Below are 18,425 nucleotides of genomic sequence, written 5' to 3' on the forward strand. Positions count from 1 at the left end.
AGAAATTGTAGACTATAAAGAGCTGTTTTGCCGGGCAGCTCTTTTAATTTTTACTCAACAGAAAGAGCAGTATTTTGTTCCTGCAATAATCATTCAGATTTACCGTAATTAGCCATTGCAAAACAGGCATCATAATCATAATGGAATTCAACTATCTTGTTAATATAATTCCACCTGTTAAGGTTGTTTTCAAACAGGAGACATTTCTTTGGAATTGAATGGCGCACTATCAAAGATATTAACATCAAAAAACAAACAAAAAAGCAATATTATGAAAATTTTATGGATAGAAAGGTTTCAGTTAATTGGGCAATAGCTCTGTTAGCGAAAAATGGCATCGAGATGGATGATAGGAGCGGCTATTATGCTAGACTTTCTTATCTTATATCGAAAAATCGCAATAAGCCTGCAGAAAGGAAAAACGCAGAAATCCCTAAAGAGAAATCGAACTTTGGAAAAATGTCATAAAACCACCGTAAATTAAGGTTTTTGACTAGTCTTTACGAGAGTAAAGATTTTGGGCAGTAAAAAAATAGAACTTAAATGACCAAGCATTAACTGTTTGTGTTATAGATTTTTATTGCCAAAAAAAAAGGAGATAGCTGCTAAGCATTATCTGCTTAAGTAGCGAGGACGGGAGTTGAACCCGTGACCTCAGGGTTATGAAAATTGAAATTTAGTCATCTGTATTTTGTAATGGATTCATTTTAAGGCACTTATTCTTTTTGTGAAAAATAGATTTATGGCGTTTTTTGTCTTTTCCTCACTTGTTTTCCTCACTTCAGCTTATTTACTCAAAGTTCTACAATTTCTGATTTTGAAGAGCGAATAATAGTGATTTACATTTAGTAACTGGCATTTTGTTGTTGGAGTATGATAATCTTCATATTTTTCAAAGTTAAAACTCAGTAAATAAAAGTTTAATTTTATCTTTACAATTATTTATCCTTCTTATTTGTCAGAACAAAATAATCCTTCCTAATTATTTTTGACAAGTCATTGATTCAAGAAGATATTTTCGAAAATCATTTATTTACATAAACTTATAATTTCATGTATCAATTTGTAAAATATATTTTGATGTTTTTATTAGCATCATTAAGTTTTGTTTCCTGTAAACAAAAACAGGACGATAAAATAAAAGTTGGATTTTCTCAGGCTATGACAACTGATGATTGGCGTAAACAAATGAACAGTTCGATGAAGATTGAAGCTTCGCTGCGACCTGAAATTGATTTAAAAATTAGTGATGCCAATAATAATATCGAGAAACAAATCGATGATATTGAAAGGTTCATCTCTAATAAGGTAGATGTTATTATTGTATCGCCAATTCAATCCAAGCCCTTAACAGCAGTAGTAGAAAAATCCATAAAAGCAGGAATTCCGGTTCTTGTTGTAGATCGAAAAATAGATGGCGAAAATTATACTGCTTATTTAGGAGCAGACAATATTGAAATTGGAAGAATTGCCGCCCGATATATTATTTCGCACAGTAAAGGTTCGGGCAAAATCATCGAAATTACCGGAGCAAGCGGCTCATCCCCTGCATATGAACGGAGTCTGGGATTTGATCAGATAATAAAGGAGAACAAACCTTTCAGAGTAATAAACACTATTCACGGAAATTGGGAAGGAGAGTCGGTTAAGGCTCTTCTAAAAATAATTCTTTTACAGAATTCCGATATTGAATATATTTTTGCCCATAACGACCGCATGGCTCTAAGTGCATGGGAAACTGCAAAAACTCTGGGTTTAGAAAAGAAAATCAAATTTCTCGGAGTTGATGGACTCAATACGGTTAATGGCGGAATTGAATTGGTAAAAAGTGATGTTTTAGACGGTACCATTTTATATCCGACAGGAGGAAACGAAGCTTTGAAATTGGCTATGAAGATCTACAATAAAGAACCAATTTCTAAAAATAACATACTTAATACGATTGTTATTGATAATAATAATGCCGAGATTATCGAAAACCAAATGGATAAGGTTGATCAACAGCAAACTGTTATTGAGTCACAGCAGGGAGCAATAAAGGTTCAGGAAACAGAATATGCCTCACAGAATAATCTGGTCAGGCTGCTGAGCTTTTTCTTAGTAATCATTTTAAGTCTGACTATTTACAGTATTTATTCAACAATTTCTATTTCAAGAAAGAAAAAACAACTCGAAAGGATTAATCAGACCGTAATTGATCAAAATAATGAAATTCAGGAAATGGCAAAAATTGCAGAGAAAAGCAATGAAGCTAAATTGAATTTCTTTACAGGTCTTTCCCATGAATTTAAAACACCTATAACTTTGATCATGAGTTATGTGGAGTCCTTAATTGAAAATGAGAAAATTAAGGGAACTGCACTTATTGATGAAGTAAAACTGATTCATAAAAATTCCAACAGATTACTGCGATTAATAAATCAGCTGCTTGATTTTAGAAAAATAGAAGAACAAAAATTTACTTTAAGGGCTTCAAATACTAAAATCTATGATTTTACAAATGAGGTAATAACCAACTTCAATGGCGAAGCAGTCCGCCGGAATATTGATTTTCAGCTGTTTTGTAAAAATAAAAATTTGGAATTGTTTATAGATAGGGGTTTGATGGATAAAGTGTATTTCAACTTGCTTTCGAATGCTTTCAAGTTTACACCTGATAACGGGAGAATAACTATTTCGATTATTGAAAATCAGGATAATGAGGTTAAAATTAGTTTTAAAGATTCCGGGATTGGAATACCTGAAAATGAATTGTCTAACGTATTTAATCCTTTTTTCAGAGCTTCAAATAATAATAAGAACAGTTCAGGAATAGGACTTCATCTTTCAAAAGAATTTGTACTTCTGCATCAGGGCACTATCGAATTAAAATCGAAACAGGGAAGTGAGTTTGTAATAACTTTATTAAAAGGAAACAGTCATCTACAGCCTTCTGAAATTGTAAATAAAGCCGAAAAACTAAATATAACGCCAAATTTAATAACAGATAATTTAGATATCGAATCTGATTTAAATGATGTAAATTTAATTTCTGATTCAGAAAAGCATACGCTTTTGGTTATAGAAGATAACATCGATTTGGTTACATTCTTAAAGGCTAAATTATCAAATGAATATGCTGTTCATTCATCAGACGGAAGTGACGCTATTGAAAAAGCAATGGAAATTGTTCCGGATATCATCATTTGCGACATTAATCTAGTTGATAAAGATGGTTACGAAATTAGCAAAGAGCTGAAGAAGGATTTGCGTTCCTCACATATTCCAATTATTATTTTAACGGCTCAAAGCAACAAGGAATCTGTTTTAAAAGGATTGCAGAGTGGTGTTGATCAGTATCTTACCAAACCTTTTAGCCTTGCTATTTTAAAGCAATCTATTGCGAGCCTGCTTTTTAACAGAGAAAAATTACGTTATTATTATACCAATAATATTTACCGTATTGACCCGGAATTGAAATTTGGCAACCAGGAACAGTCATTTATTGCCAAAATGAATGATATCATTAAGAAGAATGTTGAAGATCCTCAATTCTCTGTTGAAGATTTAGCCGATAAACTTGGAGTTTCCAGAGTTCAGTTGTATCGAAAAGTAAAAGCCATTATTGGAATTAATATCAGCGATCATATTAATAATGTAAAATTGGAGAAGGCTGCGGAGCTTTTAAAGTCAAATGAGATGAATATTTCTGAAATTGCATACGCTCTTGGATTCTCTTCTCCAAACTATTTTTCTACATCTTTTAAGAATAAATTTGGAATTTCACCAAAGGAATATAAATCATCCAATTAAGATTGGTATAAAATAGAAACTAATCAGGTATCAATTTTGAACCTAATGTAACAAAATCGAAACTACACGGTTTTCGTAAATAAATTTTAAATTGTGTAAAGCCTTGTAAACAAAGGTTTTGTTGTTTAAATATCAAACCTTCAGTATTTATAGGATTAAATTGTAACATCATTAAAAATAAGTTGTTTTTTTTGCGGATATCTTAGCAGTAAGTTTTTAATACATCTACAATGAACAAGATATTGATTTGGTCTGTTACTGCTGCACTGGCAGGTTTTCTATTCGGTTTTGATACCGTAGTTATTTCTGGAGCTGATAAACAATTACAGCTTCTCTGGCATTCATCTGATGCTTTTCATGGATCTGTTGTTATGGCAATGGCACTTTGGGGAACTGTTGTAGGTGCTATTTTTGGAGGAATTCCAACCAATAAGTTAGGTCGTAAAAAAACACTGTTCTGGATTGGGATTTTATATTTCATTTCAGCTGTAGTTGCTGCCTTTGCAAATGATCCGTTTGTATTTGCCGCTTTCCGGTTTATTGGAGGTTTAGGTGTTGGTGCTTCAACTATTGCTGCTCCTGCTTATGTTTCTGAAATTGCCCCTGCAGATAAACGAGGCCAATTAGTAGCTTTGTACCAATTCAATATTGTACTTGGAATTTTAATTGCTTTTATCTCCAATTATTTTTTAAAAGATATCGGAGAAAATGCATGGCGTTGGATGATTGGAGTTCAGGCTTTCCCATCTATTATCTATATTCTTTTCATACTTACAATTCCGGAAAGTCCAAGATGGTTATTGTCTAAAAATCGCGATGAAGAAGCTCGTAAAGTGCTGTTTCAAATTGATCCGACTGCTGATCTTAAAGACATCATGGATGATTCCAGGGAAAATGGAGTTACCAGACATGAAAATATCTTCATGAAAAAATACCGTTTCCCCTTAATGCTGGCTTTTTTAATTGCGTTTTTCAATCAGTTTTCGGGAATCAATGCCTTTTTATATTATGCGCCAAGAATTTTTGAAGAAGCAGGTCTGGGACAAAATACCGCCTTATTGAGCAGCATCGGAATCGGAATTACGAATCTTATATTTACTTTAATCGGTGTAGCATTAATCGACAAATTAGGAAGAAAGTTGTTGATGTACATTGGTTCTGTCGGATATATTATTTCCTTAGGATTGGTCTCTGCTTCGTTTTATTTCAATTGGGGAGGATTATCAGTACCCATTTTCCTTTTCTTATTTATTGCTTCTCACGCCATTGGTCAGGGAGCTGTTATCTGGGTTTTTATCTCAGAGATTTTCCCAAATCATATTCGTGCCTCGGGACAGGCTTTTGGAAGTTCAGTGCATTGGGTTTTAGCAGCGATAATTCCGTCACTAATTCCGATGTTATTTTCAGAAATCGGACCTGAAGTTGTATTCTTAATTTTTACACTGATGATGGTGCTTCAATTGCTGTTTGTCATTTTTATGATGCCGGAAACCAAGGGAATTTCTTTAGAAGTATTAAGCGAAAATCTAACTAAAAAAAATATCAAAAACCATGAAATCAATGAAACATCTACCGCTGGCATTCTTTAGTGCTCTTCTGTTTTCAATATCGGGCTGTAAACCATTTTCTGCTGCAGCACAAAATACTCAGGTTTCGGTTGTAAATACAGATGAAGAAAAAATGTACCGCCCAAATTTCCATTTTACACCAAAAAAAGGATGGATGAATGACCCGAACGGAATGTTCTATGCTAACGGAAATTATCATTTGTTTTATCAATATTATCCTGATGGAAATAAATGGGGACCAATGCATTGGGGTCATGCCATAAGTAAAGATTTAATCAAATGGGAAGAACAGCCCATTGCGATTTATCCGGATAAAGACAAATATATTTTTTCAGGAAGTGCGGCAGTCGATGTAAACAATACTTCGGGTTTGGGTACAGGAAAAACAGCTCCAATTGTGGCAATCTATACGCTGCATGATATGACAAAAGAGAAAGAAAAAAAAATTGATGTTGAGCAGCAGGATATTGCGTATTCGAACGACAATGGTTTTACATGGCAGAAATTTGAGGAAGGAAATCCTGTCATCAAAAATCCTGGAATTCGTGATTTCCGTGATCCAAAAATGACCTGGGATGAAACGCATCAACAATGGATAATGGTTTTGGCTGCTCAGGACAGATCACAGTTTTACAAATCGAAAAATCTTAAAAACTGGGAATATTTATCGGATTTTGGAAAAGATATCGGTGCTCACGGAGGTGTTTGGGAATGTCCGGATTTCTTTGAAATAAAAGTAAAAGGAACTAACGAAACCAAATGGGTTTTGATTCAGAGTTTAAATCCGGGAGGAGCTAATGGCGGTTCAGGTACGCAATATTTTATTGGAGATTTTGATGGAAAAACGTTTACGATGGATTCTAATTTTGCTAAAAAAGTAGAAAAGGAAAAAGCAGTTTGGATCGATTACGGAAAAGACAACTATGCAGGAGTAACCTGGAATAATGTTCCGAGCGAAGACGGGCGAAGATTATTCATCGGATGGATGTCAAATTGGGATTATGCCCAAGATGTACCTACTAATGCCTGGAGAAGCGCGACGACAATTGCACGTGAAATAGAGTTAATAAAAAAAGGAAATGACTATAGTTTAATTTCTAATCCGGTAAAAGAAATTAACAAATATGTTTCTAAAAGTATTAAAGGAAAAAACCTTAAAGGGAAAGGAAAACTTTCAATTCCCGAAGCAGGAAATGTCGATTTAACACAGGCCATTATCAACTTTAATTTAAAAAATTTAAAACAAGACACGTACACTTTTGCACTTTCAAATGCAGGCGGAGAATCTTTGACTTTCGGAATCAATAATTCAGAACACTATTTGTTTTTGGATCGTTCGAAGGCAGGAAAAAATGATTTCTCAGAGAAATTTGCTTCAACAATTACCAAAGCAGCTTTAGATGGAAACCAAAAAGAGGGTCTTTTTAAAATCATTTTAGACAAAACATCTATTGAAATATTTTATAACAATGGCGAAAAAGTAATCACCGAAATCTTTTTCACAAACCAGCCTTTTACTTCTATATCGGTTTCTTCGAACGAGGGATTTGAGATGAGCAATATCATAATGAATCAATTGAATGCAAACTAATACTAATACTAACACTAATATCTAAACCACACTAACAATGAAAAGTAAAATTATTTATTTTCTATTTTTCTTCTTTCCAATGCTCATTGCAGCTCAGGAAGGCGGAATTAAAGGAACAGTAATTTCGTCAGATGACGGAATGCCTCTTCCGGGAGCAACCTTAGTTATTTCCGGAACTAATATAAGTACAGTAACAGATTTTGATGGGAACTTTTCTTTTCAGCAAATAAATCCGGATGCTACAATTGTCGTTTCATTTATCGGATACGCACCAGAATCTATCTCTGTTAAAGGACAAAAAACACTTAATGTAACTTTAAAAGTAGACAACAATCAATTAAATGAAGTTGTCGTAACCGGATATTCCAAACAAAAGAAAACAGATATTACGGGAGCCGTTGCCGTTGTAAACATGAAAGAAGTCATGAAACAGCCGGAGCCCAATCCAATTAAAGCGCTGCAGGGAAGGGTAGCGGGGGTAAAAGTTTCGTCTGACGGTTCTCCAAGCGGAGGAAATACAAAAGTAGTCATTCGTGGTGTAGGAACTTTTGAAAACACAGATCCACTTTATGTAATTGATGGAATGCCGACTAAATCTGGAATGCACGAATTAAACCCAAATGATATTGAAACCATTCAGGTTTTAAAAGATGCTTCGTCAGCCAGTATTTATGGTTCACGCGCTTCAAACGGAGTTATCATTATTACGACCAAAAAAGGAAAAGCTGGTAAAATGAGAATTAATTTCAGCACCTATGCTTCTTTTTCTGATTATTCACGAAAACTTGATGTTATGAATGCCAATCAGTTTGGTCAGGCGTTGTGGCAGGCCAATATCAATGACGGGTTGAATCCGAACAATAATAACTTACGCTACCAATTTGACTGGTCGGTAAACAATAATAAGCCTCAGTTAAATAAAGTTTTGGTTCCTGAATATTTGGATGCTGATCAGACAATTAAAGCTTCAAACACAGATTGGTATGATGCCATATCGCAAACAGGTATTGCCAATTCTTATGATTTGTCGGTTTCGAATGCTTCAGACAAAGGAAACTATGTTTTCTCATTGGGATATTATGGAAATGAAGGTGTTGTAAAGACAACAGATTTCGAAAGAATTTCAGCCAGAATGAATGGTTCTTATAAATATTTTGACGGTAAATTAGTAATCGGAGAAAATTTCAGTTTTAATCGTACCAACGAAGTTACTGACCCGGGAGTTTTAGATCCTGCACTTCGTGCCCTGCCAATTATACCAGTGCATACTGTTGACGGAAAAGGCTGGGGTGGACCAGTGGGCGGAATGAATGACAGGCAAAATCCGGCACGTCTTTTAGCTTATAACAAGGATAATAAATACAATTATTTGCGTCTTTTCGGAAATGTATATGCCGATTTAGAGATTATCAAAAACCTGCATGTCAAAAGTAGTTTTGGTATTGATTATGGTTTTTTTAAAAAACGTACACTACAAAGAAGTTACCAATCTGGTTATTTGCAAAACGATCAGACATCAGTTACAATAGACCAATCGGTGAGCGATAAATGGACATGGAGTAATACGGCAATTTATAGTTTGAATTTTGGGAAAAGCAATTTGAATCTGCTGGCAGGAACTGAGATGAACAAAGATACTTTTGAAAACACAACGTTACGTAAAAATGATTTTTTGATCGAAACTCCGGATTATATGTATCCTGATGCAGGAACTGGAGAATCGTTTACAAGCGGAACATCAACCGGATATTCTTTGCTTTCTTATTTCGGAAAAGCAGATTATGAATTTGATAATCGTTATTTGCTTTCAGCGACAATCCGTCGTGATGGTTCTTCACGCTTTGGTAAAAACAATAAATACGGAACTTTTCCAGCGGTTTCTGCGGGATGGAGAATGAGTAATGAAAACTTCATTAAAGACAATATCTCAGTAATTTCAGATTTAAAATTAAGAGCAGGATGGGGGCAAACAGGAAATCAGGAAATTAGTAATACCGCCATTTATTCTCTTTATATAGCAGATTATGCAGGCGGAAGCCCTACTTGGGCAACCTCTTTTGGTACCGCTTATGATTTTTCAGGAAACGGAAAAGGAGTGTTGCCATCAGGCTTTAGAGCTACTCAAACTGCTAACAATGATTTAAAATGGGAAACCACGACTCAAACCAATATAGGTTTAGATTTTGGATTATTCAAACAAAAATTAAGCGGTTCTGTTGATTATTATAAAAAGAAAGCAACTGATATTCTAGTATTACCACCATATTTAGCAGTCAAAGCAGAAGGTGGAAATCGTTGGGTAAACGGAGCATCGATGGAAAATGAAGGATGGGAAGTTACTTTAGGATATCAAGATGAAACGTCATTTGGATTGAAATATGATATCTCTGGAAATATTTCGGCAAACAAAAACAAGATTACACATTTGCCAGATGAGGTAAGAAATAATTATGGAGGAGACGGATTAGATGATAATATTTTAGGACGTCCGATTAACTCTATGTACGGTTATGTTACAGATGGATTGTTTAAAAATCAGGACGAAGTAGACAACTCAGCTATTCAGGAAGGAAAAGGCCTTGGAAGAATTCGTTACAAAGATTTAAACGGAGACGGAACGATAACAGATAAAGATCGTACGTGGATAGGAAATCCAAATCCGGGATTGACATACGGATTTAATTTAGGATTAGGCTATAAAAATTGGGATTTCACCACTTTCTGGGAAGGAGCAAGTGATGTTGATGTAATTAATAATACCAAATACCAGACCGATTTCTGGAGTGTGGATGATGTAGGTTCAAACAAAGGAACCCGCTTGCTTAATGCCTGGTCTTTGGACAATCCAAATTCTACAATACCTGCATTAACTACTGTAGATAGAAATGCAGAATCAAGATTTTCAACTTATTATGTAGAAAATGGAAACTATCTTAAACTTAGAGTTTTACAATTTGGATACAGTCTGCCAAAAGAGCTGTTGAAAAAAATAAATTTAGAAAGCTTTAGATTATATATCAGCGGACAAAACTTATTGATTATTGATGCCAAAAGTTTCACTGGTGTAGACCCTGAAAATGCAGGATTTGGATATCCACAGCCTACGACTTTTACGGCTGGTATTAATTTTACTTTATAAAGATTAAATCAAAAAACATGAAAAAAATACTATATATAGCAGGATTTGTAGCATTGGGAATCTTTGGTTCCTGCTCCGATTTTCTTGAAGAAAACCCTCGTGGAGTATTGTCTGAGGATGATATTGTTACACCACAGTCAGTTGAAGGGTTTATGAATGCAGCTTATGCACAATTAGGAAACGACCATTATGATTCACCTTACAGTTTGTGGCCATTTGGGAATGTTCGTTCAGATGATGCCTATAAAGGAGGAAGCGGTACCAACGATATTCAGGACTTTCACTTTTTTGAGGTTTCCAATAATATCAGACCTGATTTTGGTGAACTTGACAATTTTTGGTACATCAGTTATGTTGGAGTTTCTAGGACTAACAAAGCTTTGAAAGCATTGGAGCAAATTTCAGAAGCTGATTATCCGCTTAAGAAAAGACGTATGGCCGAAATGCGTTTTTTAAGAGGTCATTTTTATTTCATGCTGAAAATTATGTTCAGAGATGTACCTTATATCACTGAAGGTATTCCGGTAGAAGACTATAAAACCATATCAAACAAAGCACTTTCTAACGAAGAACTGTGGAATAAAATTGCAGAAGATTTTCAGGCTGCAGCCGATAATTTACCGGAAGTTCAGCCACAGATAGGGCGTGCCACCCAAAAAGCAGCTTATGCTTATTTAGCCAAAACACGTTTGTATCAGGCGTATACGCAGGATGAAAAATTCAACGTTACCGGAATTAATCAGCAGCATCTGCAGGAAGTAATTACGGCTACTGATGAGGTAATCGGAAAAGCAAGTTTAGAGCCTGATTTTGCTAATAACTTTTTGCCGGGAACTTTTGAAAACGGAGCAGAATCTATCTTCTCCATCCAATTTTCAGACAATGACGGAACTTTATACGGAAGGCTAAATTTTTCAGATGTGCTGTCAACACCACAAGGTTTGGGATGTTGCGATTTTCATAAACCAAGTCAGAATTTAGTGAATGCTTTTAAAACAGGAGCTAATGGTTTACCTGAATTTGATACCTACAATGATCAGGATTTCGATTATAAAAATATTGATGCCAATACGGTTGATCCAAGATTGTATCATACGGTTGCTATGCCTGGTTTGCCTTACAAATATGATCCTGAATTTTTATATGTTGAAGCTTGGGTAAGATCACCTGGCACATATGGTTATTTTGCTTCGTTAAAAGAAAACGTAGCGCCAAACTGCAGCTGTGTAGTAAATATTGATCCATTTTATGGGAATTCTAAAAACAGAATCCAGATTCGCTATGCTGATGTGATCTTAATGCGTGCAGAAGCTTTGATTGAACTGGGAAGACAAGCAGAAGCTTTGCCACTCATTAATCAAATCAGGGAAAGAGCTGCTCAAAGTACAGGAAGACTTCCGTATGTAAACAATTTTAAAATCAATACGTATGTTGACGGAGTGAATTGCAACTGGACGCAGGATTTTGCCCGTAAAGCTATGCGTTTCGAACGTCGTTTAGAATTAGCCATGGAAGGAAGTCGTTTCTTTGATTTAGTAAGATGGGGAGTGACAGATGAGGTAATGAATGCGTTTTACACTAAAGAAAAAACAAAACGTACGTATTATCAGGATGCCTTCTTTGATGCCAATAAAGAAGAATATTGCCCAATTCCGTTGAAGCAAATTAATTTCAGTCAGGGATTGTACAAACAAAATCCGGGTTACTAATCTATTCTAAGAAATATTGATATGAAAAAATATATATATATAAATTGGACCAAAGTGTCTTTGATACTGGCAATGGTTTTTATGATCACTGCCTGCGAGAACAATTTTGAGACTGGTGGTTTTGATGTCGATTCACCTTCTAATGTTACTTCTTTTAAAATAAATGGAGTGGCGGGAGAAATTGATCAGAAAACGGGAAAAATTAATATCACGATGCCTTACGGATCAGATATTACAGCGGTAAAACCTGAAATGGTACTCGAAGCAGGAGCAACATCAAATTTAGATGTAATAGTGCCGGCTAATTTTACAAATCCTGTAAAATTTAGAGTGGTAAACGGTAATTTGTACAAAGACTATACGGTAACGGCTGTTGTTTTGAGTCCGATTAAAAGTTTTAAAATCAATGGAGTTGCTGCAACAATCAACGATGTGAGCAAAACGATTACCATGACTTTACCGGAAAGCACTGATTTGACAGCTTTAAAACCAGTTATTGAATTGACAGAAGGTGTTTCTATTTCGCCAGCATCTGGTGCGACAATTGATTTTACAAATGCAGTAACTTTTACAGTAACATCTAATGGAAAAAGTGTTAATTATACCGCTAATGTCGGTGTTCCTGTAACAGGATTAGTAGTTGCTTTTTTAGGAACAGCTGCTACAAGAGCTGAAATTACAAATATGGATGAAATTACAGCAGCCGATTGGTTCTTTTCAACTTTTAACGGAGCGAAATACATTTCATTTAGCAGTATTGAAAACGGGGCTGATTTAAGCGATGTTGATGTGATTTGGTGGCATTTTGATTCGGCTGCTAATTTACCGGCAATTGCTTATAAACCTGCAGTTACTACAGCTTTAAAGAATTTCAGATCTAACGGTGGAAATTTACTGTTGACTTCTTTTGCCTCTCAATATGTAGATGCATTAGGAATTGTACCGTCAGGAAAAGGGCCGAATAACGTTTTTGGAGATTTTCCTCCTAACGGATTTGTAGATGCAAATTCTTGGGGAATGTCATTTGTTGGGCATGAAAGCCATCCTATATTTGATGGGTTAATCACGTTTGAAACTGGAAAAGCGAATCTATTGCAAGGCGGAACTTTCAGACTAAATCATACCGCATGGTGGTTTGTACCGGAGTGGGGCGGATATGGTAACGGAGAAGGCTGGAGAAACCAAACAGGTGGAACTAATTTAGCAAGTGAAGCCTGGGACAATAATCTTGACGGAAGAGTTACCATTGCAGAGTTTCCAAATACATCTGCCAATAAAAATGCAGTCGTGATTTCAATGGGAGCTTATGATTGGTATAACGAAACCAACAGCAGCGGTGTTCCAAGTCAAGCCAACGAGTTTATAACCAATATTAAGCTTTTGACACAAAACAGCATCAATTATTTAGCTAAAGATTAACCCTTTCGAATAAACAAAAATGAAATATAAAAATATAATAACGATAGCTTCCATTTTCTTGTCACTTGTTTCATGCAGTTCTGACGAGGCATATGTTGGAGGTTCAATTTCAGGCGGTAATTCTGAAATGACAAGTGTTTTTCCTACACCGCCTTCTCAATGGATGGGAGCAAACGATCCGTATTACAGTGCGGGGTATACCGGAGATATAATGCCCTTTTTTGATAATGGAAAATTTCATATTTACTTTCTCCATGATGCACAAAATAAACCGGCGGGAAAAGGATTTCATGATATCCATGAATTTTTAAGTACGGATTTGGCTCACTTTACTTATGAAGGGCAAACGATTCCTTATGGTCAGACCAATGATCCAGATTTTGCAGTTGGAACAGGATCAGTTGTAAAAGTCGGGAATCTCTATTATTTTTATTATACAGGACACAATGGCTTACCTGCTTTTTTGCAATCCAACGCCAGAGAAAGTGTATTGTGCGCCACAAGTCCGGATTTGAAAAACTGGACAAAAATGCCTTCGTTTAAAATTACGGCACCGGCAGGTTATTACGATTTTGACTTCAGAGATCCGCATGTGTTTTATAATGATGAATTGAAAAAATATTCAATGTTGGTTAGTACACAGACTGATCCGGGAAGAAAAGCAGTTTTATTGCATTTTACAAGTGCTGATCCGGCTTCAGGAAAATGGGATGTACAATCACCAATTTATACAACAACTCCTCAGGAAAATTACTTGATGATGGAATGTGCCGACATCTTTAAAATGGGGAATTATTGGTATCTGGTTTTTTCTGAAAACTGGAGCGGTAATAAAGGAACACATTATAAAATGGCATCATCCATCAATGGACCGTGGACAACGCCACAAAATGACATGATTGACGGAGAATATTTTTATGCGGGAAAAACAGCTTCTGATGGAAATAAAAGATACGTCTTTGGATGGAATGCCAGAAAAACACCAGAAAATGATCTTGGCAATAAAGATTGGGCAGGAAATATGGTGATTCATGAATTGATTCAGAATACTGATGGAACTTTAGGAACAAATTCTCCAAAATCGGTAACAGATTTGTTTGCTAAGAAAAGCATAAGTGCAGAAGTTGACGTAACTTCGGGAAATGCAACAGTAAATAACGGAACTTATACTTTGTCAGGAAGTACAGAAAAAGCAATGGTAACGTTTAAAGCAACTGGCAAAAAAGCCAAAATAAAAGCAGAAGTTACTTTGGCAAATAATTCCGGTACAGCAGGATTTGTTTTTCATACTAATGATGCCGGAGCCTATTACAAAATAATTTTTGATAGTGCTCAGGGAAAAATTAAAGGTTTTAACTCCGCTTCTCAGGAAGTGACCCGAATTCCATTTCAATTTCAAGTGAATACAAAATATGATATTGAAATAATTGCTGAAGGAAGTGTTGTGGTGCTATATATAAATGGAAAAGTTGCCCTGACAAATCGTATTTACGGAAGGGATAAAAATAAATGGGGATTAATCGCTGAAGGACAAAATGCAGTATTTACCACTCTTCAGGTTACACAACCCGAATAACATTAATATAAAATAATTTTAGAATGAATAACGGAAAAACCCTTAAGGCAGTGGCCTACGGGGAGGTGCTTTGGGATGTTTTTGCCAATGAAAAAAAGATTGGCGGCGCTCCGCTAAATGTAGCTCTGCGTATGAAAACATTAGGCTGTGAAGTGGCCATGATCAGCTGTGTAGGAAATGATGAAGATGGAGAAGCAATTATCAATCAGGTAAAAAACTTAGGACTTGAAACCGATAGTATTGTAAAGTCAGAAGATTTTCCGACAGGTTTGGTAAGTGTTACCTTAAACGAGCGTGGTTCGGCAAGTTATGAAATCAGTTATCCATCGGCTTGGGATAAAATTGAATTGAATGATTTAGCCAGAAAATTAGCTATTGATGCTGATGTTTTAATTTACGGAAGTTTGGTTTGTAGGGACAAAGTATCAAGAGAGTCGCTGGAAGAACTGCTGAAAACAAAAGCCTATAAGGTGTTTGATGTCAATTTAAGAAAGCCTCATTATTCTTATGAAATTCTGGAACAATTAATGCATTGTGCTGATTTTATTAAGTTTAACGATGAGGAATTGCTGGAAATTGCGGCAGCCATGCAGTCGCCTTTCACAAGTCTGGAAGATAATATGCAATTCATTTCAGAAAGAACAAAGGTCAATGCAATGTGTGTGACTAAAGGAAAACACGGAGCTTTGTTAATGTGGGAAGGAAAACTTTATGAAAATGGCGGTTATCCTGTAGAAGTTGTTGATACCGTAGGAGCAGGTGATTCATTTTTAGCGACTTTAATTACATCATTGCTTATGGATAAATTGCCTCAAAGATCTTTAGATTTAGCTTGTGCAGTTGGGGCATTAGTAGCTGCAGCACCTGGAGCCAATCCTGAGATTTCTAATTCTAGAATTGAGAATATAATGTTGAAAATAAAAGCATAAATACTTTTTTTATCGTTTAATTTTATTAAGCTCTTGATTGTGGTTGAAAAACTAAAATAGTATTATTGGTTTTGAGCTACTTATATAGCAGTTTGTTAAAATAAAGCCTAATATCTTTTGATATTAGGCTTTTGCTATCAAGTAAGTTCTATTTAAAAGAAATAAAAAGAATAAATGCATGTATTCATAAAAAAGTGAAGTCTACAATTTTACTTATACTATTTCATATTACTAAGTCTTAATTATACAAAGTTCTGTTGTAGTAAATTTGCTTTCAAGTATGTATTTTTACTACTCCTAAATATTACTCTTTAGTATTTTTTCAATATATTTCACAATCATACTCCTATTATGGGTAGTTTTGTACTTTTATTAAGAAAGAAATGGCTGAGGTCTATTTTTTATTGTTCACACTTATAATGCTTTACAAATGTGTTTTATAATATTCCTCACTTGAGATAGAGCTCAAGTGAGGAATATTTCAAATAAAAACCCTTAAACATTTGATGTTTAAGGGTTTGTTTTTGTAGCGAGGACGGGAGTTGAACCCGTGACCTCAGGGTTATGAATCCTGCGCTCTAACCAACTGAGCTACCTCGCCAATAATACATAAGGAACCGAGCCTTCATTGCGGGTGCAAATATAAAAATTATATTTACGCTAACAAGTATAAATTAAAGAAAAAAAAATATTTTTAAAAAACACCTTTTTTTAGACAGATATTCTTATATTTCCAAAAAATTTAAAGCAACACATGGATTCAAAAATACGTTACGAAATAGAGTTTCCAATTAATTCTTCTCCACAACTTCTATATCAATATATATCAACCCCTTCAGGTTTGTCTGAATGGTTTGCGGACAATGTAAATTCAAGAGGTGAATTTTTTACTTTTATCTGGAATGACTCTCAGGAAAAAGCACGTTTGGCTTCTAAAAAGACTGGCGAAAAAGTAAAATTCAAATGGGTTGATGACAGCAGCAAGGATACTGAATATTTTTTCGAACTACATATTTTAGTTGATGAACTCACTAAAGATGTTTCCTTAATGGTTATTGATTTTGCCGAAAAAGAAGAAGTTGGTGAAGCAAAACAACTTTGGGAAAATCAAATTTCAGACTTAAAACATCTAATAGGCTCGGTTTAGTAAAAGTCTATTTTATAACTTATATTTGCCCTGAACAAAAATTCAGGGTTTTTTTATGATCAATTTTAATGGAAATTTAGTAGAACAAAACGATAATATATTAACACAAAATCGTGCGTTTTTATATGGAGACGGTGTTTTTGAAACATTCAAGATTATCAACAGCAAAGTATTGTTTCTTGAAGATCATTATTTTAGATTAATGGCTTCAATGCGTGTAGTTAGGATGGAGATTCCAATGAATTTCACAATGGAATATCTGGAGGAACAAATCTTAAGCCTGGTCAAATATAATGGAATTGATGCATCGGCCAGAGCCAGAATAACAGTTTTTAGAAATGATGGCGGATTGTATCTCCCAAAAACGAATGAGGTTTCCTATCTGATACATGCGATAGCTCTTGAAAACGTTAATTACCCTTTAAATACTGCTTCATACGAAGTTGATTTATATAAAGACTATTATATCTCAAAACAATTGTTATCGTCAATTAAAACGACTAACAAATTGATTAATATTACCGGAAGTGTTTTTGCTGATGAAAATGGACTTGACAACTGTATTTTGTTAAATGACACCAAAAATGTTGTAGAAGTATTACAGGGAAATTTGTTTATGGTTCTGGGTAATAAATTAATTACCCCACCAGTTTCAGAAGGATGTTTAAATGGAGTAATGCGCAAGCAAATTTTATCTTTGGCAAAAAAAATTGAAAATGTGGAAGTTTTTGAACAGATAATTTCAACATTCGATCTTCAAAAGGCTGATGAATTATTTATAACCAACGTAATTACAGGTATACAGCCCATAACAAAATACCGAAAAAAACAGTTTACAAGCAATCTGGCTCATTTGCTGTTGCAAAAGCTAAATGAATCCATATCTGAAATTAATTAATTCAGGTATGGATTTTCAGGTGCATTAGACCAGATAAGGTAATCACCTCCCAATTCGATAATTTGTTCTTTCCAAAAATGGGTTGTAGATTTTCCAATAATTTTATTTTTATAATTATTATCGGCAATAATCCACGAGTTTCCCTGCATTTCATTTTCAAGCTGATTCTCATCCCAACCAGTGTAACCTAAGAAAAAACGGATGTTGTTTTTGTTGATGGATCCATCATTAATCAAGTCTTTGGTTGACTCAAAATCGCCTCCCCAATAAATCCCGTTTGATATTTCTACGCTATTTGGAATTAGTTCAGGAATGTTGTGAATGAAATAAAGATTATCCTGCTCCACAGGTCCCCCGTTGTATATTTTGAAACTGGCATCAATCTCAGGAATTAAGTCATTAATAGTATATTTTAATGGCTTATTAATGATAAAACCTATTGATCCTTCTTTGTTATGGTCTGCTAATAAAATTACCGATCTATTAAATGATAAATCTCCAATTATAGAAGGCTCGGCAATAAGCAGGTGTCCTTTTTTTAATTTTTCTGAAATCATACGGTTACAATTTTTATTAAATTTAATCATAAAATTTTAAAAAACCCAAATAATTCGGAAAAACCGCATAAAAAAACCCTCCATGAAGAAGGGTTTTGAT

Annotated in this window: 11 protein-coding genes and 1 tRNA gene; 10 read left to right on the forward strand and 2 right to left on the reverse strand. The window is 34.8% G+C overall.

Annotated features, from left to right (window positions below; all coding sequences use genetic code 11):
• Positions 1 to 1,080 precede the first annotated feature (1,080 nt).
• The 8 genes from ABI657_RS02825 (at position 1,081) to ABI657_RS02860 (ending at position 15,723) form a co-directional block, all read left to right on the forward strand.
• Positions 1,081 to 3,792, forward strand: a complete 2,712-nt coding sequence (locus ABI657_RS02825; protein ID WP_348095723.1) for a substrate-binding domain-containing protein — start codon at positions 1,081 to 1,083, stop codon at positions 3,790 to 3,792.
• A 230-nt stretch (positions 3,793 to 4,022) separates the two neighbouring features.
• Complete coding sequence (locus ABI657_RS02830; protein ID WP_348095724.1) at positions 4,023 to 5,381, forward strand: sugar porter family MFS transporter; 1,359 nt, start codon at positions 4,023 to 4,025, stop codon at positions 5,379 to 5,381.
• Positions 5,353 to 6,951: a glycoside hydrolase family 32 protein gene (locus ABI657_RS02835; RefSeq protein WP_348095725.1), complete on the forward strand. Its 1,599-nt coding sequence runs from the start codon at positions 5,353 to 5,355 to the stop codon at positions 6,949 to 6,951. Before ABI657_RS02830 ends, ABI657_RS02835 begins: the two co-directional genes overlap by 29 nt.
• Positions 6,952 to 6,988: 37 nt before the next feature.
• Complete coding sequence (locus ABI657_RS02840) at positions 6,989 to 10,090, forward strand: TonB-dependent receptor (protein ID WP_348095726.1); 3,102 nt, start codon at positions 6,989 to 6,991, stop codon at positions 10,088 to 10,090.
• A gap of 17 nt (positions 10,091 to 10,107) precedes the next feature.
• On the forward strand, positions 10,108 to 11,799 hold the full coding sequence (locus tag ABI657_RS02845; protein WP_348095727.1) for a RagB/SusD family nutrient uptake outer membrane protein: 1,692 nt from the start codon (positions 10,108 to 10,110) through the stop codon (positions 11,797 to 11,799).
• Positions 11,800 to 11,820: 21 nt separating this feature from the next.
• The gene (locus ABI657_RS02850) at positions 11,821 to 13,218 is read left to right on the forward strand and encodes a DUF4960 domain-containing protein (RefSeq protein ID WP_348095728.1); all 1,398 of its coding nucleotides are present in this window, start codon (positions 11,821 to 11,823) and stop codon (positions 13,216 to 13,218) included.
• A gap of 19 nt (positions 13,219 to 13,237) precedes the next feature.
• On the forward strand, positions 13,238 to 14,794 hold the full coding sequence (locus tag ABI657_RS02855) for a glycoside hydrolase family 32 protein (protein ID WP_348095729.1): 1,557 nt from the start codon (positions 13,238 to 13,240) through the stop codon (positions 14,792 to 14,794).
• A 23-nt stretch (positions 14,795 to 14,817) separates the two neighbouring features.
• The gene (locus ABI657_RS02860; protein ID WP_348095730.1) at positions 14,818 to 15,723 is read left to right on the forward strand and encodes a carbohydrate kinase; all 906 of its coding nucleotides are present in this window, start codon (positions 14,818 to 14,820) and stop codon (positions 15,721 to 15,723) included.
• 527 nt (positions 15,724 to 16,250) lie between these two features.
• Here ABI657_RS02860 and ABI657_RS02865 read toward each other — a convergent pair.
• Positions 16,251 to 16,324 (reverse strand) — tRNA-Met (locus ABI657_RS02865).
• Positions 16,325 to 16,477: 153 nt separating this feature from the next.
• Here ABI657_RS02865 and ABI657_RS02870 point away from each other — a divergent pair.
• Positions 16,478 to 16,870, forward strand: a complete 393-nt coding sequence (locus ABI657_RS02870) for an START-like domain-containing protein (RefSeq protein WP_348095731.1) — start codon at positions 16,478 to 16,480, stop codon at positions 16,868 to 16,870.
• Positions 16,871 to 16,925: 55 nt separating this feature from the next.
• Positions 16,926 to 17,768 (forward strand): aminotransferase class IV, encoded by an 843-nt coding sequence (locus ABI657_RS02875; RefSeq protein ID WP_348095732.1) that lies wholly within the window; start codon positions 16,926 to 16,928, stop codon positions 17,766 to 17,768.
• Here the strand turns inward: ABI657_RS02875 and ABI657_RS02880 are convergent.
• The gene (locus tag ABI657_RS02880; RefSeq protein WP_007804468.1) at positions 17,765 to 18,325 is read right to left on the reverse strand and encodes a YqgE/AlgH family protein; all 561 of its coding nucleotides are present in this window, start codon (positions 18,323 to 18,325) and stop codon (positions 17,765 to 17,767) included. The two genes, ABI657_RS02875 and ABI657_RS02880, sit on opposite strands and share 4 nt — an antisense overlap.
• Positions 18,326 to 18,425: the final 100 nt, after the last annotated feature.

Source organism: Flavobacterium sp. (assembly GCF_039930565.1).
In the GTDB taxonomy this organism is placed as follows: Bacteria; Bacteroidota; Bacteroidia; order Flavobacteriales; family Flavobacteriaceae; genus Flavobacterium.

Coding starts and splice junctions, on each gene's coding strand:
- ABI657_RS02825 (WP_348095723.1), top strand. CDS start 1,081: ATGTTTTTATTAGCATCATTAAGTTTTGTTTCCTGTAAACAAAAACAG.
- ABI657_RS02830 (WP_348095724.1), top strand. CDS start 4,023: ATGAACAAGATATTGATTTGGTCTGTTACTGCTGCACTGGCAGGTTTT.
- ABI657_RS02835 (WP_348095725.1), top strand. CDS start 5,353: ATGAAACATCTACCGCTGGCATTCTTTAGTGCTCTTCTGTTTTCAATA.
- ABI657_RS02840 (WP_348095726.1), top strand. CDS start 6,989: ATGAAAAGTAAAATTATTTATTTTCTATTTTTCTTCTTTCCAATGCTC.
- ABI657_RS02845 (WP_348095727.1), top strand. CDS start 10,108: ATGAAAAAAATACTATATATAGCAGGATTTGTAGCATTGGGAATCTTT.
- ABI657_RS02850 (WP_348095728.1), top strand. CDS start 11,821: ATGAAAAAATATATATATATAAATTGGACCAAAGTGTCTTTGATACTG.
- ABI657_RS02855 (WP_348095729.1), top strand. CDS start 13,238: ATGAAATATAAAAATATAATAACGATAGCTTCCATTTTCTTGTCACTT.
- ABI657_RS02860 (WP_348095730.1), top strand. CDS start 14,818: ATGAATAACGGAAAAACCCTTAAGGCAGTGGCCTACGGGGAGGTGCTT.
- ABI657_RS02870 (WP_348095731.1), top strand. CDS start 16,478: ATGGATTCAAAAATACGTTACGAAATAGAGTTTCCAATTAATTCTTCT.
- ABI657_RS02875 (WP_348095732.1), top strand. CDS start 16,926: ATGATCAATTTTAATGGAAATTTAGTAGAACAAAACGATAATATATTA.
- ABI657_RS02880 (WP_007804468.1), bottom strand. CDS start 18,325: ATGATTTCAGAAAAATTAAAAAAAGGACACCTGCTTATTGCCGAGCCT.